This window comes from Streptomyces sp. NPDC005262 (assembly GCF_042872425.1).
GTDB lineage: Bacteria > Actinomycetota > Actinomycetes > Streptomycetales > Streptomycetaceae > Streptomyces.
On record NZ_JBIAKK010000011.1, the window covers coordinates 1 to 18682 of the forward strand.

At 69.1% G+C, this 18682-nt stretch carries 13 protein-coding genes and 1 pseudogene; 9 read left to right on the plus strand and 5 right to left on the minus strand.

Annotated elements, in window-relative coordinates:
* The 4 genes and pseudogenes from ACFYP5_RS24890 to ACFYP5_RS24905 form a co-directional block, all read left to right on the plus strand.
* Positions 1–630: pseudogene (locus ACFYP5_RS24890) on the plus strand (xylose isomerase); the annotation flags it as partial.
* Between the two features lie 951 nt (positions 631–1581).
* On the plus strand, positions 1582–2592 hold the full coding sequence (locus ACFYP5_RS24895; protein WP_389039896.1) for a ScbA/BarX family gamma-butyrolactone biosynthesis protein: 1011 nt from the start codon (positions 1582–1584) through the stop codon (positions 2590–2592).
* A gap of 55 nt (positions 2593–2647) precedes the next feature.
* The gene (locus ACFYP5_RS24900; protein WP_389039899.1) at positions 2648–3307 is read left to right on the plus strand and encodes an HAD family hydrolase; all 660 of its coding nucleotides are present in this window, start codon (positions 2648–2650) and stop codon (positions 3305–3307) included.
* Positions 3308–3348: 41 nt separating this feature from the next.
* Positions 3349–4557, plus strand: coding sequence for a cytochrome P450 (locus ACFYP5_RS24905; RefSeq protein WP_389039901.1), 1209 nt, complete (start codon positions 3349–3351; stop codon positions 4555–4557).
* 56 nt (positions 4558–4613) lie between these two features.
* On the opposite strand, the gene ACFYP5_RS24910 is transcribed toward ACFYP5_RS24905, so the two are convergent.
* Together ACFYP5_RS24910 and ACFYP5_RS24915 are read right to left on the minus strand one after the other, a co-directional pair.
* Positions 4614–6128, minus strand: coding sequence for an FAD-dependent monooxygenase (locus ACFYP5_RS24910; RefSeq protein WP_389039904.1), 1515 nt, complete (start codon positions 6126–6128; stop codon positions 4614–4616).
* 102 nt (positions 6129–6230) lie between these two features.
* Positions 6231–7805 carry an MFS transporter gene (locus ACFYP5_RS24915; RefSeq protein ID WP_389039906.1) on the minus strand — a complete coding sequence of 525 codons (1575 nt, stop codon included), beginning with the start codon at positions 7803–7805 and terminating at the stop codon, positions 6231–6233.
* A 144-nt stretch (positions 7806–7949) separates the two neighbouring features.
* Here ACFYP5_RS24915 and ACFYP5_RS24920 point away from each other — a divergent pair, with 144 nt between their 5' ends.
* On the plus strand, positions 7950–8261 hold the full coding sequence (locus ACFYP5_RS24920) for an ArsR/SmtB family transcription factor (RefSeq protein WP_389039909.1): 312 nt from the start codon (positions 7950–7952) through the stop codon (positions 8259–8261).
* An 88-nt stretch (positions 8262–8349) separates the two neighbouring features.
* Here the strand turns inward: ACFYP5_RS24920 and acnA are convergent, their stop codons facing one another.
* Together acnA and ACFYP5_RS24930 are read right to left on the minus strand one after the other, a co-directional pair.
* Positions 8350–11064 (minus strand): aconitate hydratase AcnA, encoded by a 2715-nt coding sequence (gene acnA, locus ACFYP5_RS24925; protein ID WP_389039912.1) that lies wholly within the window; start codon positions 11062–11064, stop codon positions 8350–8352.
* A gap of 337 nt (positions 11065–11401) precedes the next feature.
* On the minus strand, positions 11402–12223 hold the full coding sequence (locus ACFYP5_RS24930; RefSeq protein ID WP_389039914.1) for a hypothetical protein: 822 nt from the start codon (positions 12221–12223) through the stop codon (positions 11402–11404).
* A gap of 580 nt (positions 12224–12803) precedes the next feature.
* Between ACFYP5_RS24930 and ACFYP5_RS24935 the strand changes: the two genes are divergently transcribed.
* Positions 12804–14333, plus strand: coding sequence for a helix-turn-helix domain-containing protein (locus ACFYP5_RS24935; RefSeq protein ID WP_389039917.1), 1530 nt, complete (start codon positions 12804–12806; stop codon positions 14331–14333).
* 70 nt (positions 14334–14403) lie between these two features.
* On the opposite strand, the gene ACFYP5_RS24940 is transcribed toward ACFYP5_RS24935, so the two are convergent.
* On the minus strand, positions 14404–14712 hold the full coding sequence (locus tag ACFYP5_RS24940; RefSeq protein ID WP_389039920.1) for a trimeric intracellular cation channel family protein: 309 nt from the start codon (positions 14710–14712) through the stop codon (positions 14404–14406).
* A gap of 184 nt (positions 14713–14896) precedes the next feature.
* On the opposite strand from ACFYP5_RS24940, the gene ACFYP5_RS24945 reads away from it, so the two are divergent.
* From ACFYP5_RS24945 to ACFYP5_RS24955, 3 genes are read left to right on the plus strand one after another with little or no spacing between them, the layout of a single operon-like run.
* Positions 14897–15424: a (2Fe-2S)-binding protein gene (locus ACFYP5_RS24945; protein ID WP_389039922.1), complete on the plus strand. Its 528-nt coding sequence runs from the start codon at positions 14897–14899 to the stop codon at positions 15422–15424.
* A gap of 10 nt (positions 15425–15434) precedes the next feature.
* Entirely contained in the window at positions 15435–16430 is a 996-nt protein-coding gene (locus tag ACFYP5_RS24950; protein ID WP_389039924.1) for an FAD binding domain-containing protein, read from the plus strand.
* Positions 16427–18667, plus strand: coding sequence for a xanthine dehydrogenase family protein molybdopterin-binding subunit (locus tag ACFYP5_RS24955; RefSeq protein ID WP_389039927.1), 2241 nt, complete (start codon positions 16427–16429; stop codon positions 18665–18667). Before ACFYP5_RS24950 ends, ACFYP5_RS24955 begins: the two co-directional genes overlap by 4 nt.
* The last annotated feature ends 15 nt before the right edge of the window (positions 18668–18682 follow it).

An 18682-nucleotide genomic window follows, 5' to 3' on the forward strand; every position in this document is an offset into this window, starting at 1 on the left:
GCGATCGAGCCGAAGCCGAACGAGCCCCGCGGCGACATCCTCCTGCCCACCGTCGGCCACGCCCTCGCGTTCATCGAGCGCCTGGAGCGCCCCGAACTGTACGGCGTGAACCCCGAGGTCGGCCACGAGCAGATGGCCGGGCTGAACTTCCCGCACGGCATCGCGCAGGCCCTGTGGGCCGGTAAGCTCTACCACATCGACCTCAACGGCCAGTCCGGCATCAAGTACGACCAGGACTTCCGCTTCGGCGCCGGCGACCTGCGCCAGGCGTTCTGGCTCGTCGACCTCCTGGAGACCTCCGACTACGAGGGCCCGCGCCACTTCGACTTCAAGCCGGTACGCACCGACGGCATCGACGGCGTCTGGGAGTCCGCGAAGAACTGCATGCGCAACTACCTGATCCTCAAGGAGCGCGCCCTCGCGTTCCGCGCCGACCCGGCCGTCCAGGAAGCACTGACCGCCTCCCGCCTCCACGAACTCGCACAGCCCACCGCCGAGGACGGCCTCAAGAGCCTCCTCGCCGACACCACCGCGTTCGAGGAGTTCGACGTCACGGCCGCCGCCGAACGCTCGATGGCCTTCGAAGCCCTCGACCAGCTCGCCATGGAACACCTGCTCGGCGTCCGCTGAGCCCGCCGGGGGCCAGGGTCCGTCCGCGGGCGAGCCCTGGCCTCCTGGCCCCCTGCCCCGCCACGCCCGGGTGCGGATCCGACGGATCCGCACCCGGGCGTGTTTTCTGTCCCGGCGCAGCGCAGTCGGCTTCGACGCCCTGAAGGCCGGACTGGTCCTCGGCCCGATCCGTGTGGACCGTCCGGCCGCATCGTCGCCCGCGCCGCGACCGGTGGAGTGGCCCGGACGGTGGTCACCGCCCCCCGGCGAACCGCTCCGGCCACTCGGCCTGGGCGCACTGTTCGCCGTGGTGGCACAGGACGCGTCGGGCGGCTCGTCCCGGCGGCTCGTCCTCAACGGCATCGGTAACGGCATCGGCATCGGCCCGGCTCCCGCCCCGACCACGCCGACACCATCCGGTTCAACTGGCAGCGAGCGGAGGGGAGTACGGGACAAACCCCCCTGCACGGCTTCTACTTCATCTCGCCCTGCGGAGACGGTCCGGTCGTCGGCGGCGGCCCGTTCACCGGCCGGTGAGGCCACTCAGCGGCTTCATCACCCCGGCTCGCGCCGTCGCGTCCCGCACGGCCGGCGGCAGCAACCGGAAACGTCCCCTTGCGGTCGAAGTGGCGTGAAGTGGGCCGCCGTTCGGCCCGAGCCTGCGTCCGGCCCGGCCAACTCGGCTGTGCACGGCAGGCACCCAGGGCACTCAGCCGCGTCGGCGGCTGGCGACGGACGGCCCGCAAGGCACCACCGTGAAGTGGGGACCACTACCGTGACCTGCTGAAATACAGAGCCTCAGGGGCACACCGGAACGCCCGGGGCGGATCTCCGGTCTTACTCGTCATCAGAACTTAACGAGCTGATCACGACCAAAGTGTCCTACGCCACGGTCAACCCCCTTCAGCAGAAGGTACGGTTCTGGCCGTACCTCTTGACGAGGTACGTACCGCAATAAGGGGGAAAATCGTCATGCCCGCAACCCTGAACACCGAACTCTCCTACACCCGGACCGTGGCCCGGTCCCTGGTCCACCGGGCCGCGATCTGCGAGGTGTTCCTCACCGACTCGGCCCGCCTCTCCGACGGCGAGTACCTGATAGCCGCTCAGCTCCCGCGCGTGCACAGCTATTACAGCGACCACATCACGGCCCCTGCGAGCTACGACCCACTGCTGCTGGTCGAGGTGTTCCGCCAGGCGTCCATCTACGTCGCCCATCACTTCCTCGACGCGCCGATCGACAGCAAGTTCAGCTTCAACAACGGCGACATGGCCGTCACGGACCCGCAGGCGCTGCGGATCGGCGGACTGCCCGGCCGCGTGGAGATCCACGCCACGCAGGCCGCCCTGAAGCACCGCGAGTCCGTGGTGACCGGCTCCAGCCTCGACCTGGTGCTGACGATCGACGGGCGCGAGGCCGCGACCATGCGTACCGTCACGCAGTGGATGCCGCCGGCCGCCTGGCAGCGCCTGCGCGAGAAGGGGCGCGCCGCACTCGCCCTCTCCCCGGTCCGCTCGCACCACACCGGGCGCCGGATCACCCCGGTCACCGTGGGGCGTTCGACGCCGCAGAACGTCGTCCTGTCCGAAGCCGTGGTGAACGACTGCGAGCTGCGGGCGCACGTGATCGTGGACCAGGCCAACCCGGCGCTGTTCGACCACCCGCTGGACCACATCCCGGGTGCCCTCATCTTCGAGGCGTACCGGCAGACCGCCGTACACGCGGCGCACGAGCTGTTCGGACTCTCGCCGCGGAGCCTGCTGCTCACCCGGGTAGAAACGGACTTCACGCGCTTCGGCGAGTTCGAGCTGCCGACCGACTGCCTGGCCCGGGTTGTCGAGCCGCCCGCCGCCGACACCGTGGCGTTCGAGATCACCATGCAGCAGGAGACCGGGACGATCGCGCGTGCGCGCGTCCACCTCACCCGGACCAGCCCCATTCCGGACGCTCTGCTGAATCGTTTCTCCACTGCTGTCGCCTAGGACCTTTCCTGGAAACGCCCAGTCCCGCACCCGACCGCACACCGAGGAGACAGCAGTGTCCCTGCCCATGATCTGGTTCGACTTCGGCGGAGTGCTCTCGCCACCGCTCGACGACCTCTTCGACCACTACCACGCCCGTACGGGCATCACGCCCCGCCGGCTCAAGACCGCCATCGGTACCGTCGCGGCCGGACTGGGCGTGGACGATCCGCTGGCTCCCATCGAGCTGGCCATGCTGTCCGAACCCGAATGGGGCCGGGCCCTGGCCGCCGCGCTGGAGACGGCCGACCCCGGCATCGATCTCTCGCGAGCCCGCTTCGACCGCTTCGGCGAGCAGTGGTTCGAGGGGGTGCGCGCCAACTCCGTCATGGTCGCGACCGCCCTGCACGCCAAGGACCACGGCTACCGCATCGGCATCCTCTCCAACAATGTCGTCGAGTGGGAGCCGTACTGGCGGGCCGTCGTCGAGCCCGTCGGCGAGGTCGACTGCATCGTCGACTCCTGCAGGGTCGGTGTGCGCAAGCCCGATCCGGAGATCTTCCGCCGCGCGGAGAAGGAAGCGGGGCTATTGGCGGCCGACTGTGTGCTGATCGACGACCTCGCGGTGAACTGCGAGTCCGCCCGGCGTACCGGCTGGCGGGCCGTGCACTTCCGCAACAACGCCCAGGCGACACGGGATCTGGCGGGTCTCACCGGCCTGCCGGCACTCGTCTGACCCGCATCCCCCACACTTTCGATGCACTTCACGGAGCACGCATGACCATCCCCACCGCGTCCGCGACCGTCACCGTCGCCGACATCCCCGGGCTCGATCCGACGCCGCCCTTCACCCCGCTCGAGGAACGCAGTGCCGGCGGTGTCCCCCTGATCGAACTTCCCAGCGGTCACCGGGCCTTGCACCTGACCCGGTACGCCGACGTACTCAAGGTCCTCACCGACCCGAGCTTCGGGCGTACCGCGACGAATGTGGACGACGGCCCGAGCTTCCTGCCCACGACGATGCCGAAGGAACTACTGCTCAATCTCGACGCGCCGCACCATGCCCGCATCCGTGGGTTCGTCTCGGCCGACTACAGCTCCACAGCGACCGAGCGGCTGCGCCCGGTGCTCGACCGGGTGCTCGGCGAGGCTGTCGCCCGTCTGCGGTCGTCCGACGCACCCGATCTGTTCCGGGACCTGATCGACCGGGTGCCGGTGACCGTGAATTGCGACTTCCTCGGCATACCGGTGGAGGACATCGACTACTTCCGCCCGTCGTCCCGGATCGTTCAGATCGCTTCGCACGACGACGTACCGGATCTGGTCCAGCACTTCTACCGGGTGTACGGATACGTCGACGAGCTGGTGAAGGGCGTACGACCGGTCGTGACCGGCGGTCTCATCGACCGCTTCCGGGCACAACGCGACCGGGCCGAACCGCAGCTGAGTGACGCTGAGTTGACCGGGATCTTCTTCGGTTCACTGCTCGGCGCCGACCAGAACATCGTCTCGGTCCTCACCAAGTCGCTGTACGTCCTGCTGTCGGCGCCCGCTCTGTGGCAGCGCCTCGCCGCCGAGCCGGAGATCGCGCCGCGCCTGGCCGAGGAGCTGATCCGAGTGATCCCGCTCGGCACGATCTCCGCCTTCCCGCGGATCGCCGGACGGGACGTGGAGATCACCGAGGGCACGATCCTGGCCGGTGAGGTGGTCTATCCGGACGCCTTCGCGGCCAACCGGGACCCGGAGATCTTCACCGACCCGCTGACCGTCGAACCGGACCGGGAGCCGGGCAAGCGGCACCTCCAGTTCGGCTACGGAATGCACCACTGCATGGGGGCCGCGCTGGCCCGGATGGAGATCGTGAGCGTACTGACACGGTTGGCTCGGGAGTTCCCCGGGCTGACGCTGGACACCGACCCGGCCGAGGTCCCGTGGGACCACGGCACGGTGCTGCGGCGGCCGACATCGTTGCCGGTCCGCTGGTAGCGGGCGAAAGGCGCAGGGGCGGGCACGGAATTCCGGGCCTGCCCCTGCGGCGTGCGTCAGCGCGGTTCGCCGAACCACTGCCGCAGCGTCCCGTCGAGCGCTCCGCCGTCCGACGCCCATGCGATGTATCCGTCGGGGCGCAGGAGTACGGCGTCCCAGGGCAGCGGCCGGGGCGGGGCGGCGGTGACCGTACGGACCGCATGGGCCCAGCCGGCGGCCTGTTCGGCGTGCGGGGCGGCGGTGTCGGCGATCAGGAGGAGCAGCGGGCGGCCCTCGGTAAGGAGTCCGGTGACATCGGTGGTCGTGCCGTCGGCCACCGTCAGCGGCAGGTTCGGCAGGAACTGCCCCTCCCAGCCCGATCCGCCACCGGTGCGTGGCGGACAGACGGTGTCCTGAGCGCTGATCATCGAGCCGAGGTGCTGGTTGACCTGCTCCAGCCCGAGCAGTTCGGTGAACAGATCGCGCAGCGGGTCGAGTCCGAGGTCGGGCCGCATCAGGGCGAGCTGCGCACGGGTGTTGTCGATGACCCGCTGCCCGGCGGGGCGCCGTTCTGCGTCGTAGGTGTCGAGCAGGTCCTTTCCCGCGGTGCCGGCGAGCACATGGGCCAGCTTCCAGGCGAGGTTGACGGCATCCTGGAGACCGAGGTTGAGTCCCTGCCCGCCGACGGGGAAATGCACGTGCGCGGCGTCACCGGCCAGGAGGACGCGGCCCTCGCGGTAGTCGCTGACCAGTCGGGCGTAGTCACTGAACCGGGAGAAGAACAGCGGGTCGGCCATCGGGACATCGTGACCGAGGATGCGGGAGCCCTCGCGGCGCAGCTCGTCGAGGGTGAGTTCGGTGTGCCGGTCGGGGTTCGGTCCGCGGAAATCGATGGTGATGAACCGGCTGTATCCGTACGGATTGACGCCCGCGACGGTCCAGCCGCGCGGCGTGCGGTTCCAGCCCGGCGGCACAGCGGCAGGTTCGGTGAGGCGCACGAGACCGAGCAGGGCGGAGACGGTCGCGGGGTGCGTCGTGGCACGGAAGCCGGCCCGTCGGCGCACGGTGCTGCGCGCACCGTCGGCCCCGACGAGATAGCCGGCGGTGAACTCCCGTATCCCGTGCGGACCTTCAGCGGTGACCTCGACGGTTTCGGGGCCCTGGCGGACATCGATGACGCGGTGGCCGCGCAGCACGGTGGCGCCGTGTTCGCGGGCGTCGGCCTCGAAGTCCCGCTCCAGGTCGGCCTGGGAACGGCCGACGATGGGGCCTGCCTCGGTACCGGGCGCGGAGATGGTCAGTCCGGACATGCCGGCGAAGTGGAAGTGGTCCGCGACGGGCCGTGCCAGCTGATCGGGGTGCGCGGTGCGGGTGCCCAAGTGGCCCCGGCGGGCCAGCTGTTGGACGGTGCGGGCATGCAGTGTGCCGGCCTTGGGCTGGTCGACGATGGCGTGGTTCGCCTCCAGGACGGTCACCTGTACGCCGTAGCGGGCGAGTTCGGCCGCGAGGAGCATGCCTACCGGCCCTCCTCCGGCGATCAGGACCGGGATGTCGCGGTCGGTTCGTTCCTCGGGGCGATGCTGCTCGGTCATGGGACACGGTCCTCGGGTGAGGTGGCGGGACGTACGTACGCGCGAAACCCGGCACCCGTGCGGGGGCTCGCGGGTGCCGGGCCGTTCAGGGGGTGGGGCCGGTCACGCGGCCTGCTGTTGCCGGTGGCCGCCGCCGCGCAGCAGAGCGAAGACGACGGCGCACAGGACGAGGCAGGCCACCGCGAGCCCCCAGAGCACGGTGTGGAAGGCGGAGTCGTAGGCCTGGGTCAGGAAGTCGAGGAACCCCTGCCGGTCGGTGGCGCCGGACACCGCGGCGGCGCGGGCGAGATCGCCGCCTGCCGCCTGGCTTGCCACCTGGGCGGCGTGACCGGCTCCGGCGTGCGTGCCGATGCCGTCGGTGATGTTCGAGCCGAGGACGGTGGCGAGCGCCGAGCCGTACACCGCGACGGCAATGGCCTCGCTGCCGAGCCGCAGGGTGTTGAGGAAGCCCGCGGCCATCCCGGCCTTGGCCGGGTCGACCTGTTCGAGAGCCTGGCCGTCGACGAGCCCGGCGGCCAGCCCCATGCCGGCGCCGGTGACGATCATCGGCAGGGCCACGACGGCGATGGCGATGTCCGGGGAGAAGAGGGTCAGGGCGACGTCGCCGACGATCAGGCAGGCGAGGCTGACGTAGATCAGGGTGAGGGCGGACACGCCGCGGGTGACGAGCTTGGCGGCGAGCATCGGGCAGACCAGAACGGGCGCGGTGAGCAGGACCATGATCAGACCCGCGGCCCCGGTGTCGCGTCCGGTGACGGCGGTGAGGTAGCTGGGCAGGTAGGTCAGCATGGTGACGAAGCCGATGGAGCCGGCGACGGGGACCAGGCAGAGGCCGACGAACCGGCGGTTGCGCAGCACGCTGAGGTCGAGCATGGGGTGCTCGCGCCGGTTCTCGACGAACGCGAAGACGGCCAGGACGAAGATCGCGCCGGCGAACAGGGCGACGACACCGGCACTGCCCCAGCCCCACTGCGAGCCCTGCACGATGGCGGTGGTCAGCAGCACCATGGCGACGACGAAGAGGGCGCTGCCCGCGAAGTCGATACGGGCCCCGGTGGAGCCGGTGACCGGCATCACCTTGGAGATGGCGGGCACGGCGATCAGCACGACCACGAGGGCGATGGCGTGCACGGCGAACACCCAGCGCCAGCCGAGGGTCTGGACGAGCGCGCCGGACAGGGACGGGCCGAGGGCCACACCGACGCCCGCGACGGTGCCGAAGTACGCGAACGCCTTGGCCCGGGCGGGCCCTTCGAAGATGGTGGAGACGATCGCGGCGCCGCAGGAGAAGATGGCCGCGCCACCGATTCCGGCGAGGGCGCGGGCGGCGTCCAGCCACAGCACGTCGGTGGCGAACGCGCTGGCGAGCGAGGCGGCGGCGTAGATCGCTGCGCCCGCGGCGAATGCCTTGACCCGCCCGATGATGTCGGCGACCGAGCCCCAGACGAGCGTGAAGCAGGCGAAGGCCACGTTGAAGGCGTTGACCACCCATTGGAGCGGGGCGAGCTCGGCGTGCGTGGAGGCGCCGATGTCGGGCAGCGCGACGGCGGTCCCGGAGATCGACATGGGGACGACGAACACGGCAAGCAGTACAGCGATCAGGGTGAGGGTGCGGCCGGGCTTCTCCTCCGCCGCCGGTGCGGCTGGTGCGGCGGACGACGCGGTCTGCGTACTCATAGGACAAACTCCAGGCTCGGCCCGGCCGTTGTCGACCAGGTACGGTTTTCGTCGTACCTTAAGTTCGCACATCCCTGAGGTTGGAAGCAACCCGTACCTAGGATGGGAACCATTCACGGACGAGTTCAGGAAAGGAGAGCAGCGATGCCAGACGAGGAAGGTCATCCGGAACCGGAGGAAATGGACCTGCGCACGGTCCTGAACGCGATCTCCGATCCCCTGCGGTGGGGGGTCGTCGTGGCCCTGCTCCACGAACCGGAGGGCACGGCCCGTACCTGTGCGTCCTTCAACCTGCCGGTCTCCAAATCGACCACCACGCACCATTTCAGGATCCTGCGCGAAGCGGGTCTGGTGCGGCAGGTGAACCGGGGCAACAGCCGCGCGGCGACCCTGCGCAAGGATGACCTGGACAAACGCTTTCCGGGGCTGCTGGACCTGATCCGCGCCAACTCCTGAGCCCTGCCCCGAGCCTCCGGTCACCGCTGACACGCCGAAGGGCCGCACCCCCGGCGGGGGTGCGGCCCTTCGCGACGTACTGGACTGCCTACTTGCGGATCAGGCTGCGGAGCACGTACTGCATGATGCCGCCGTTGCGGTAGTAGTCCGCCTCACCGGGGGTGTCGATGCGGACGACCGCGTCGAACTCCACGCCGGTGTCGGTGGAGACCTTCACCGTGCGAGGCGTCGTGCCGTTGTTCAGCTCGGTCACGCCGGTGAAGGAGAAGGTCTCCTCGCCGGTGAGTCCGAGGGCCTCGGCGGTCGCGCCCTCCGGGAACTGGAGCGGGAGGACGCCCATGCCGATGAGGTTCGAGCGGTGGATGCGCTCGTACGACTCGGCGATGACGGCCTTGACGCCGAGGAGCGCGGTGCCCTTGGCGGCCCAGTCGCGGGACGAGCCGGAGCCGTACTCCTTGCCCGCCAGGATGACCAGCGGGGTGCCGGCGGCCTGGTAGTTCTGCGAGGCGTCGTAGATGAACGACACCGGCGCGTCGGCCTGGGTGAAGTCGCGGGTGAAGCCACCCTCGGTGCCCGGGGCGATCTGGTTGCGCAGGCGGATGTTCGCGAAGGTGCCGCGAATCATGACCTCGTGGTTGCCGCGGCGCGAGCCGTACGAGTTGAAGTCGCGGCGCTCGACGCCGTGCTCCGTCAGGTACTTGCCGGCCGGGGTGTCGAACTTGATCGCACCGGCCGGGGAGATGTGGTCGGTGGTGACCGAGTCGCCCAGCTTGGCGAGCACACGCGCGCCGGTGATGTCGGCGACCGGGGTCGTCTCCATCGTCATGCCCTCGAAGTACGGGGGCTTCCGCACGTAGGTGGACTGCGGGTCCCACTCGAAGGTGTTGCCGGTCGGGATCGGCAGCGCCTGCCACTGGGCGTCACCTGCGAAGACGTCCTGGTAGGACTTGTTGAACATGTCCTCGCCGATGGAGTTGGCGACGACGTCGTTGACCTCGGCCTCGGAGGGCCAGATGTCCGCGAGGTAGACCGGCTTGCCGTCCTGGTCGATGCCCAGGGCGTCCTTGGTGATGTCGACCTTCATCGAACCGGCGATGGCGTACGCGACGACCAGCGGCGGGGACGCCAGGTAGTTCATCTTGACGTCGGGGTTGATCCGGCCCTCGAAGTTACGGTTGCCGGAGAGCACCGAGGTCACGGCCAGGTCGTGCTCGTTGACCGCCTTGGAGACCTCCTCCGGCAGCGGGCCGGAGTTGCCGATGCAGGTGGTGCAGCCGTAGCCGACGAGGTTGAAGCCGACCTTGTCGAGGTACGGGGTCAGGCCCGCCTTGTCGAAGTAGTCGGTGACGACCTTGGAGCCCGGGGCGAGGGTGGTCTTGACCCACGGCTTGCGGGTCAGGCCCTTCTCGACCGCCTTCTTGGCCACGAGCGCCGCGGCGACCATGACGTACGGGTTCGAGGTGTTGGTGCAGGAGGTGATCGCGGCGACGGTGACGGCGCCGTGGTCGATCTCGTACGTCGTCCCGTCGGGGGCCGTGACCGTGGTCGGACGCGACGGCACACCGTTGGCGGAGGCCGGGGCGTCGGAAGCCGGGAAGGACTCCTTGCCCGACTCCTCGTCCTCGGAGACGTAGTTGCGGACGTCCTGAGCGAACTGCTCCTTGGCGTCGGCCAGGACGATGCGGTCCTGCGGACGCTTCGGGCCGGCGATGGAGGGGACGACCGTGGAGAGGTCGAGCTCCAGCTTCTCGGAGAAGTCCGGCTCGGCGGCCGGGTCCAGCCAGAGGCCCTGCTCCTTGGCGTACGCCTCGACGAGCGCGACCTGCTGCTCGTCGCGGCCGGTCAGACGCAGGTACTTCAGCGTTTCGTCGTCGATCGGGAAGATCGCGGCGGTGGAGCCGAACTCCGGCGACATGTTGCCGATGGTGGCGCGGTTCGCGAGGGAGGTGGCGGCGACGCCCTCACCGTAGAACTCGACGAACTTGCCGACGACGCCGTGCTTGCGGAGCATCTCCGTGATGGTCAGCACGAGGTCGGTGGCGGTGGTACCGGGCTTCAGCTCGCCGGTCAGCTTGAAGCCGACGACGCGCGGGATGAGCATGGAGACCGGCTGGCCGAGCATCGCGGCCTCGGCCTCGATGCCACCGACGCCCCAGCCCAGCACGCCGAGGCCGTTGACCATGGTGGTGTGCGAGTCGGTGCCGACGAGGGTGTCGGGGTACGCCTGGCCGTTACGGACCATGACCGTACGGGCCAGGTGCTCGATGTTGACCTGGTGGACGATGCCGGTGCCCGGGGGGACGACCTTGAACTCGTCGAAGGCGGTCTGGCCCCAGCGCAGGAACTGGTAGCGCTCCTTGTTGCGGCCGTACTCCAGCTCGACGTTCTGCGCGAACGCGTCGTTGGTGCCGAACTTGTCCGCGATGACGGAGTGGTCGATGACCAGCTCGGCCGGCGCGAGGGGGTTGATCTTCGCCGGGTCGCCGCCGAGCTCCTTCACGGCCTCACGCATGGTGGCGAGGTCCACGACACACGGAACGCCCGTGAAGTCCTGCATGATCACGCGGGCCGGCGTGAACTGGATCTCCTGGCTGGGCTGGGCCTGGGAGTCCCAGCCACCCAGCGCCCGGATGTGGTCGGCGGTGATGTTCGCGCCGTCCTCGGTGCGGAGCAGGTTCTCCAGCAGCACCTTCAGGCTGTAAGGGAGGCGCGCGGAGCCCTCGACCTTGTCCAGCCTGAAGATCTCGTACGACTCGTCGCCCACGCGCAGCGTGCTGCGGGCGTCGAAGCTGTTCGCCGACACGACAGTCTCCTTCATCAATGTGCGCGTACCACCGCGGCGCGCCTCATTACGGCGGGCGCCGCGTGGTGCCGCCTACGGCTTCTCGACCATCCGCTAAGGTAAGGCTTAGTTAGGTAACCCTTACCGTCGGCAGCTGCGGTGCGCCTTCGGCAGATATCTCGATGTCGAGATAACTCTAGTACATCGCCGCCGAAGGGTCATGCCCGGCTGCCTGTGCAGCACCGTCCGTCTCATGCCATCGCGGCGCCTCCCCCGCAGGCCCGGCCGCTCGGCCTTCGTATGTCGATGCCGGAGCGACCGGAACCTCCCCCGTCACCCACGCCCGCCCCTATGACACTCAGGAATTCTCGGCCAGGACCTCGCTGCGCGGCACGGCGCCCCTCCGCTCCCGCACCTGGGCATAGCCCACGAGGCCGACGAGAAGCGCGAGGAGCGCGACCGACGAGCCCGCCGTGCCGAGGTCGAGGCCCCCCTTGGCGGCAGGCTTGGTGAGGAAGTCGCCGACGGTGGCGCCGAGGGGGCGAGTGAGCACGAACGCGATCCAGAACAGCAGGACGTTCGGCACGACAGGCACCCACATGAGTGCGACGAGTCCCGCGAGCAGCCCGGTGACGAGCAGTGCGCCACCCGCGTAGCCGAGTCCCGAACTGTCGGACAGGAAATCGCCCATGGAAGTACCGAGCGTGTTGGACACGAGAATCGCCGACCAGAAAAGAGCCTCCGCACGGAAAGTGACGATGTCGCGGATGGAGAACGTCAGCCCGGTGAATTTCCAGACGGCGAAGACGGCGATCAGAAGCGTGACCAGGATCGCGGCCCCCGCGGGGTATCCCAGCCCCAGGCCCTGCGGCCCCCAGCCCAGCGACCCGGAACCGCCTGAAAGGTACTTGGCGCTGGCGTCACGGTTCATGAAGTCGGACGTCGTGGTGCCCGCCATGCTGGTGGACAGGATGACGGTCCAGTAGAAGAAGGGGTTGTAGCGCGTGGACCGCAGTTGTACGACCAGCGTGACGACGAAGACCAGGAACAGTGCGACCGTGGTGAGGAAGTAGCCGAGCCCCAGGGTCTGGGCGAACAGGTCGCCGGCCGTCTCGCCGAGCGTCGTCGCGGCGATCTTCATGATCCAGAAGGCCAGGGTGACCTCCGGCAGTTTCTTCATCACACTTTTACCGATGGCGGCGTTCACACCGGTAAGGAATTCCGACTTTTCCAATTTCAATCACTCCTGGTCGGCTACTGATCGGCGCCCGCTCTTCCGGAGTGAGACCTTGCATTGCACGTGGCGGACGACCGGACATCACAGTGTTGCCGACACGGGACAGTGCTTTACGTCGGTGGCGTTGCGTGTTCACGGGCGTTTCTCGCTTCTCCGTACACGGAAAGCGAGGCGCACCGCTTTCGGTGAATTCCGCGACCAGATGGCGGTCTCGACTTCGGTCACGAGCGCCGGCCCGCACGCGTACATGGCAGCGCGCCGCGCAGAGGCTCCACCGCTTGACGAAGGCCCCCGGACACCGGAACACCCGCATGGACGCGCCCGGCGTGCCTGACTGCCGCACCGCGCGGACGATGGGAGGGGCGGCGCACGCGTGTCGGGCGCCTCCCGCCGCGTCACCGCACCCCGCAGCCCCTATCACTCAGTCCCCGCATCAGCCCCACGTCGCCGTGTCGTCCCATCCGTCACCCGAACACCACAGCCCCACGGAGCCCTCATCTCATATCTGAGATAACCTGGCGCCATGTCAGACGACTACCTCGCACGCATCGGCAAGCTCATACGTGACGCCCGTCAGCACCGGGGCTGGACGCAGAGCCAACTCGCCGAAGCGCTCGGCACCAGCCAGAGCGCCGTCAACCGCATCGAGCGCGGCAATCAGAACATCAGCCTTGAGATGATTGCCCGCATCGGTGAAGCACTCGACAGTGAGATCGTCTCGCTCGGCTATGCCGGACCGATGCATCTGCGGGTGGTCGGCGGACGTCGGCTCTCCGGCTCGATCGACGTCAAGACCAGCAAGAACGCCTGCGTGGCACTGCTCTGCGGCTCGCTGCTCAACAAGGGACGTACGGTCCTGCGCCGCGTCGCCCGCATCGAGGAGGTCTACCGTCTCCTCGAAGTCCTCAACTCCATAGGCGTGCGGACCCGGTGGATCAACGACGGGACCGACCTGGAGATCGTCCCGCCGGCCCGGCTCGACATGGAGGCCATCGACGCGGACGCCGCCCGCCGCACCCGGTCCATCATCATGTTCCTCGGCCCGCTGCTGCACCGCATGGACCAGTTCACGCTGCCGTACGCGGGCGGCTGCGACCTCGGCACCCGGACCATCGAGCCGCACATGATCGCGCTGCGCCGGTTCGGCCTGGAGATAGCGGCGACCGAGGGCCTCTACCACGCCCAGATCGACCACTCGGTCACCCCTGAACGCCCCATCGTGCTGACCGAGCGCGGCGACACGGTGACGGAGAACGCGCTGCTGGCGGCCGCCCGTCACGACGGCACGACCGTCATCCGTAACGCGTCGTCCAACTACATGGTCCAGGACCTGTGCTTCTTCCTGGAGGCGCTGGGCATACGGATCGACGGCATCGGCACGACGACGCTGACCGTGCACGGCGTGGCGAACATAGACATGGATGTCGACTACTCCCCCTCCGAGGACCCGGTCGAGGCGATGAGTCTGCTCGCCGCCGCCGTGGTGACGGAGTCCGAGCTGACGATCCGCCGGGTGCCGATCGAGTTCCTGGAGATCGAGCTCGCGGTACTGGAGGAGATGGGCGTCGACTGCGACCGCACAGCGGAGTACGCGGCGGACAACGGCCGTACCCGGCTGGTCGATCTGACGGTCCGGCCCTCCAAGCTGGAAGCTCCGATCGACAAGATCCACCCGATGCCGTTCCCCGGTCTCAACATCGACAACGTGCCGTTCTTCGCGGCCATCGCCGCCTCGGCGCACGGCAAGACCCTCATACACGACTGGGTCTACGACAACCGCGCCATCTATCTGACGGACCTCAACCGACTGGGCGGCCGACTGCAGCTCCTCGACCCGCACCGGGTCCTGGTGGAGGGCCCGACCCGCTGGCGCGCGGCCGAGATGATATGCCCGCCTGCGCTGCGACCCGCCGTGGTGGTGCTGCTCGCGATGATGGCGGCCGAGGGGACCTCCGTACTGCGCAACGTGTACGTGATCAACCGCGGTTACGAGGAACTGGCGGAGCGCCTCAACACTGTGGGCGCACAGATCGAGATCTTCCGCGACATCTGATTCAGCCGCAGGTCAGGACGTCTTTTCTTCCTCGTGGGCCGTCTGTGGGCCGTCGTCGGTGTCTCCACCCTCACGGAAGACGCTGTCGACGGCCCGCCCCGCTCGCGCCTGGCGGGACGGGCCGGCTGGACTTCGCCGCGGCGTAGTCCGTCAGGGCGACCGGGGTGCCGTGCTGCAGCAGCACGTCCCGCATGATGCCTCCGCCCAGGCCGGAGACGATGCCGACCACCAAGAACCCGAACAGCTCCAAGCCGGCCGTACGGGCCACAGCGCCACCCAGGAGCGCGCACGAGAAGACCCCGGCGAGGTCCAGAAAGCGCGTCGCAATACCAATCCCGGCATTTACCGAAGAACTCGACATCACGAACTCAGCAGACATAAGGCGAACCTACTCATTGCCCGGCCCAGCAACGTGCGGCACCATCCCTGGGCCGTCGGCCGACTGATGACCTCCCCTCGACGACTCTCGGACCGATCCTTCGGGTCCCTGCCGACGGGGCACCCGAGTGGCAGCCCGGTTTGTAATGAAACAGGATGAATCGGGAAACCGAGGAGGTCCGCCAGTGGCTGCACCGCATATCCCGTCCCGGGTTGCCGAGGCCCCCGTCCTGCCCGAACGCGGTCCCGGCCCGGTGAGGGTCACGCTGTCGATCAATGACGCCGAGCACGCGATGGACATCGAGCCGCGGGTCAGCCTTCTGGACGCGCTGCGTGAACGCCTGCACATGACGGGTGCGAAGAAGGGGTGCGACCAGGGCACCTGCGGCGCATGCACGGTGTGGGTCGACGGGCGCCGTGTGCTGGCCTGTCTGACGCTGGCGATCGCCTGCGAGGGGCACGAGGTGACGACCATCGAGGGCTTGGCGAAGGGTGACGAACTCGACGCCATGCAGAGCGCGTTCATCGAGCAGGACGCCTTCCAGTGCGGCTTCTGCACGCCCGGCCAGATCATGTCCGCGGTGGCTCTGCTCAGGGAGGACCACGCTTCCGACGATGCCGAGATCCGCGAGTGGATGAGCGGGAACATCTGCCGTTGCGCTGCGTACCCGAACATTCGAGCCGCCGTTCGTGCAGTCCGCGACCAAGCCTAGGGAGATCCCCGTGCGGCCCATCAGCTACTCCCGCGCCGGTGCCGTCGCCGACGCCGTCGCCACCGTCGCCGCGGACCCCACCAGCGACTTCCTGGCCGGCGGGACGACCGAAGTGGATCTGCTGCGCCAGAACGTCATGCTGCCGCGCCGGCTCGTGGACATCAACGATCTGCCCCTCACCCAGATCGAGGAGCGGCCCGACGGCGGCCTGTACATCGGCGCGCTGGCGCGCATGAGCGACGTGGCCGATGCCCCCATGGTGCGCGAGCGGTTTCCCATGGTGGCCCAGGCGCTGGTCCTGGGTGCCTCCGCGCAGCTGCGCCACATGGCCAGCATGGGGGGCAACATGATGCAGCGGGTGCGCTGCGGCTACTTCCGCGACGCGATGTCGCCGTGCAACAAGCGTGATCCGGGGAGCGGTTGCAGCGCCCTGGACGGCTTCAACCGCGGTCATGCCGTCCTCGGTGTCAGCGATCACTGCATCGCCACCCATCCGTCGGACGTGGCCGTACCGCTGATGGCGCTGGACGCCCGTATCCACACCGAGGGACCCCGCGGCCGTCGGGTCTACCCGATCGACGACTTTTTCCTGCTGCCGGACGCGACTCCGCATCTGGAGCACCCGCTCGAACACGGCGAGCTGGTCGTGGGGATCGAGGTGCCGGGCCTGGCCACGGCCCGTAGCTCCATGTACCTGAAGGTCCGTGACCGCGAGTCGTACGAGTTCGCCCTGACCTCCGTGGCGGCCGCGGTGACCGCTGCGGACGGGGTCATCGGCGACGTGCGACTGGCCCTCGGCGGCGTGGGCACCAAGCCCTGGCGGGCCCGCCGTACGGAGGAGCTGCTGCGCGGGGCGCCGGCCCGGCGGGAGACGTTCGAACGGGCGGCCCGCGAGGAGTTCGCCGCGGCCCGCACCACGCCGCTCAATGAGTTCAAGGTCGAGCTGGCCCGGCGGACCGTGATCCGCGTCCTGGAGACCCTCACCGGCACGGGGAGTCCGTCATGAGCACGCCTGTCGCGATCGGACAGCCCGTCAATCGGGTCGACGGCCGTCACAAGGTCACCGGCGGTGCGCGCTACTCGGCGGACTTCCTCCTCGACAACATGGCCTATGCCGTCGTGGTCGGGGCCCGGGTGCCCAGTGGGCGGATCACGAACATCGACAGCTCCGAGGCGCTGGAAGCCAGGGGCGTGCTCGCGATCCTCACCCATGAGAACCTGCCCGGGGTCGCCACGCTGCCGCCACTGCTTCCCTCGCTCGCGGGCATGCCTGCCCCCGGACAGACCTTCTTCCCGCTGCAGGACGACGTCGTGCACTACACGGGCCAACCCGTTGCCGTCGTGGTCGCCGACACCATGGAGCGGGCGCAGCACGCGGGCGCGCTGCTCCGCATCGGCTACGAGGAGACGCCGTCGGTCACGACGCTGGACCAGGCACGCGAGGAGGTCTACGAGCCCGAGGCGATCTTCGCGGGCTTCATCCCGGGCCGGAACCAGCGCGGCGACATGGAGGCCGGGCTGGCCCAGGCCGATGTGCGCATCGACGCCACCTTCACCTACGCCGCGAACAACCACAACCCCCTCGAACCCTCGGCCACCACCGCGGCCTGGGACGGTGACCGGCTCACCCTCTACGACGCCACGCAGGGTGTGGCCGCCACCCAGCTCACCGTCGCCGCACTGCTCGGCCTGACGCCCTCGAACGTCCGCGTCATCTCCCATTACGTCGGCGGCAGCTTCGGTTGCAAGGCCATGATCTGGGCGCATCCCGCCCTGGCCGCACTCGCCGCCCGCCACGTCGGGCGCCCGGTCAAGCTCAACTTGACCCGGGAGCAGATGTTCACCTCGGTCGGTCACCGTGAGGAGCAGGAGCAGCACATCACCTTGGGCGCTACCAAGGAGGGACGCATCACCGCGCTGCGCCACCACAAGCTCTCGCCCACCTCGCACTTCGACGACTGGGCCGAACCCTCCCTCGGAGTCGCCTCCCGGATCTACGCCTGCCCGAACTACGAAGGCGTGTACCGGCTGATCCGCGCCAACACCATGACGCCCACCTTCATGCGGGCCCCCGGCGAGGCTTCTGGCATGTTCGCGCTGGAGAGCACGATGGACGACCTCGCCGGCCAACTGGGTATCGATCCCATCGAACTACGCCTGCGCAACTGCACCGAGACGGACCCCAACACCGGCAACCCCTGGTCGAGCAGCGGTCTTCAGGAGTGCTACCGGCGCGGGGCCGAGCGCTTCGGCTGGGAGCGGCGCAACCCCGAGCCCCGCTCGCACCGTGACGGCCACCTGCTCATCGGCTACGGCATGGCCAGCGCCGGCTATCCCGTCTACGGGCCGAACAACCCGCAGCGCGCCCGCGCCCGTCTCTACTCGGACGGCACGGCCGTGGTGCAGGCCGCCACGCCCGACTTCGGCACCGGGGTCGCCACGGTGATGACCCAAGTCGCCGCCGACGCCCTCGGCATCCCGATGGAGCGCTGCCGCTTCGAGGGCGGTGACACCACGCTGCCCACCATCGCGGCCGCGGTCGGATCCTCGGGATCCGGCATGATCAGCGCGGCGGTCCACACCGCGGCCACCAACCTGCGGAACCAGCTCGTGGCCCAGGCCGTCGCCGATACCCAGTCACCGCTGCACGGTGCCGATCCCGGCGCCGTGACCGTGCAGGACGGTCGCATGATGCTGCACGACCGGCCGGAGACCGGGGAGAGCTACGGAGATCTGCTCCACCGCAACTTCCTCCCCGACGTCGAAGCCTCCGGCGCCTGGTCTCCCGGGCCCCAGACCGACAACTACGGGATGATGACCTTCGGCGCCCAGTTCGCGGAGGTTGCCGTCGACCCCGACCTCGCGCTCGCCCGGGTCCGGCGGATGGTCGGCGCCTTCGCCCCCGGCCGGGTGCTCAATCCCAAGACAGCTCGCAGCCAGCTCATGGGCGGGATGCTCTGGGGACTGGGCCAGGCCCTCCTCGAAGCGAACTACATGGACCCGGCCCGTGGCCGGTGGGTCGCCTCCAGCCTGGGCGACTACCTCCTCCCGGTCAACGCCGACGCCCCCGAGGTCGAGATCGAGCTCGTCGAGGTGGAGGACAAGATCGTCAACCCCCTCGGCGTCAAGGGCGTCGGGGAGGTCGGACAGGTCGGCGCGGCCGCAGCGATCGCCAACGCGATCCGTCACGCCACCGGACGCCGCGTCCTCAAGCTGCCCATCACCATCGAAGACCTGCTCTGAGGCCCGGGCCGCCGG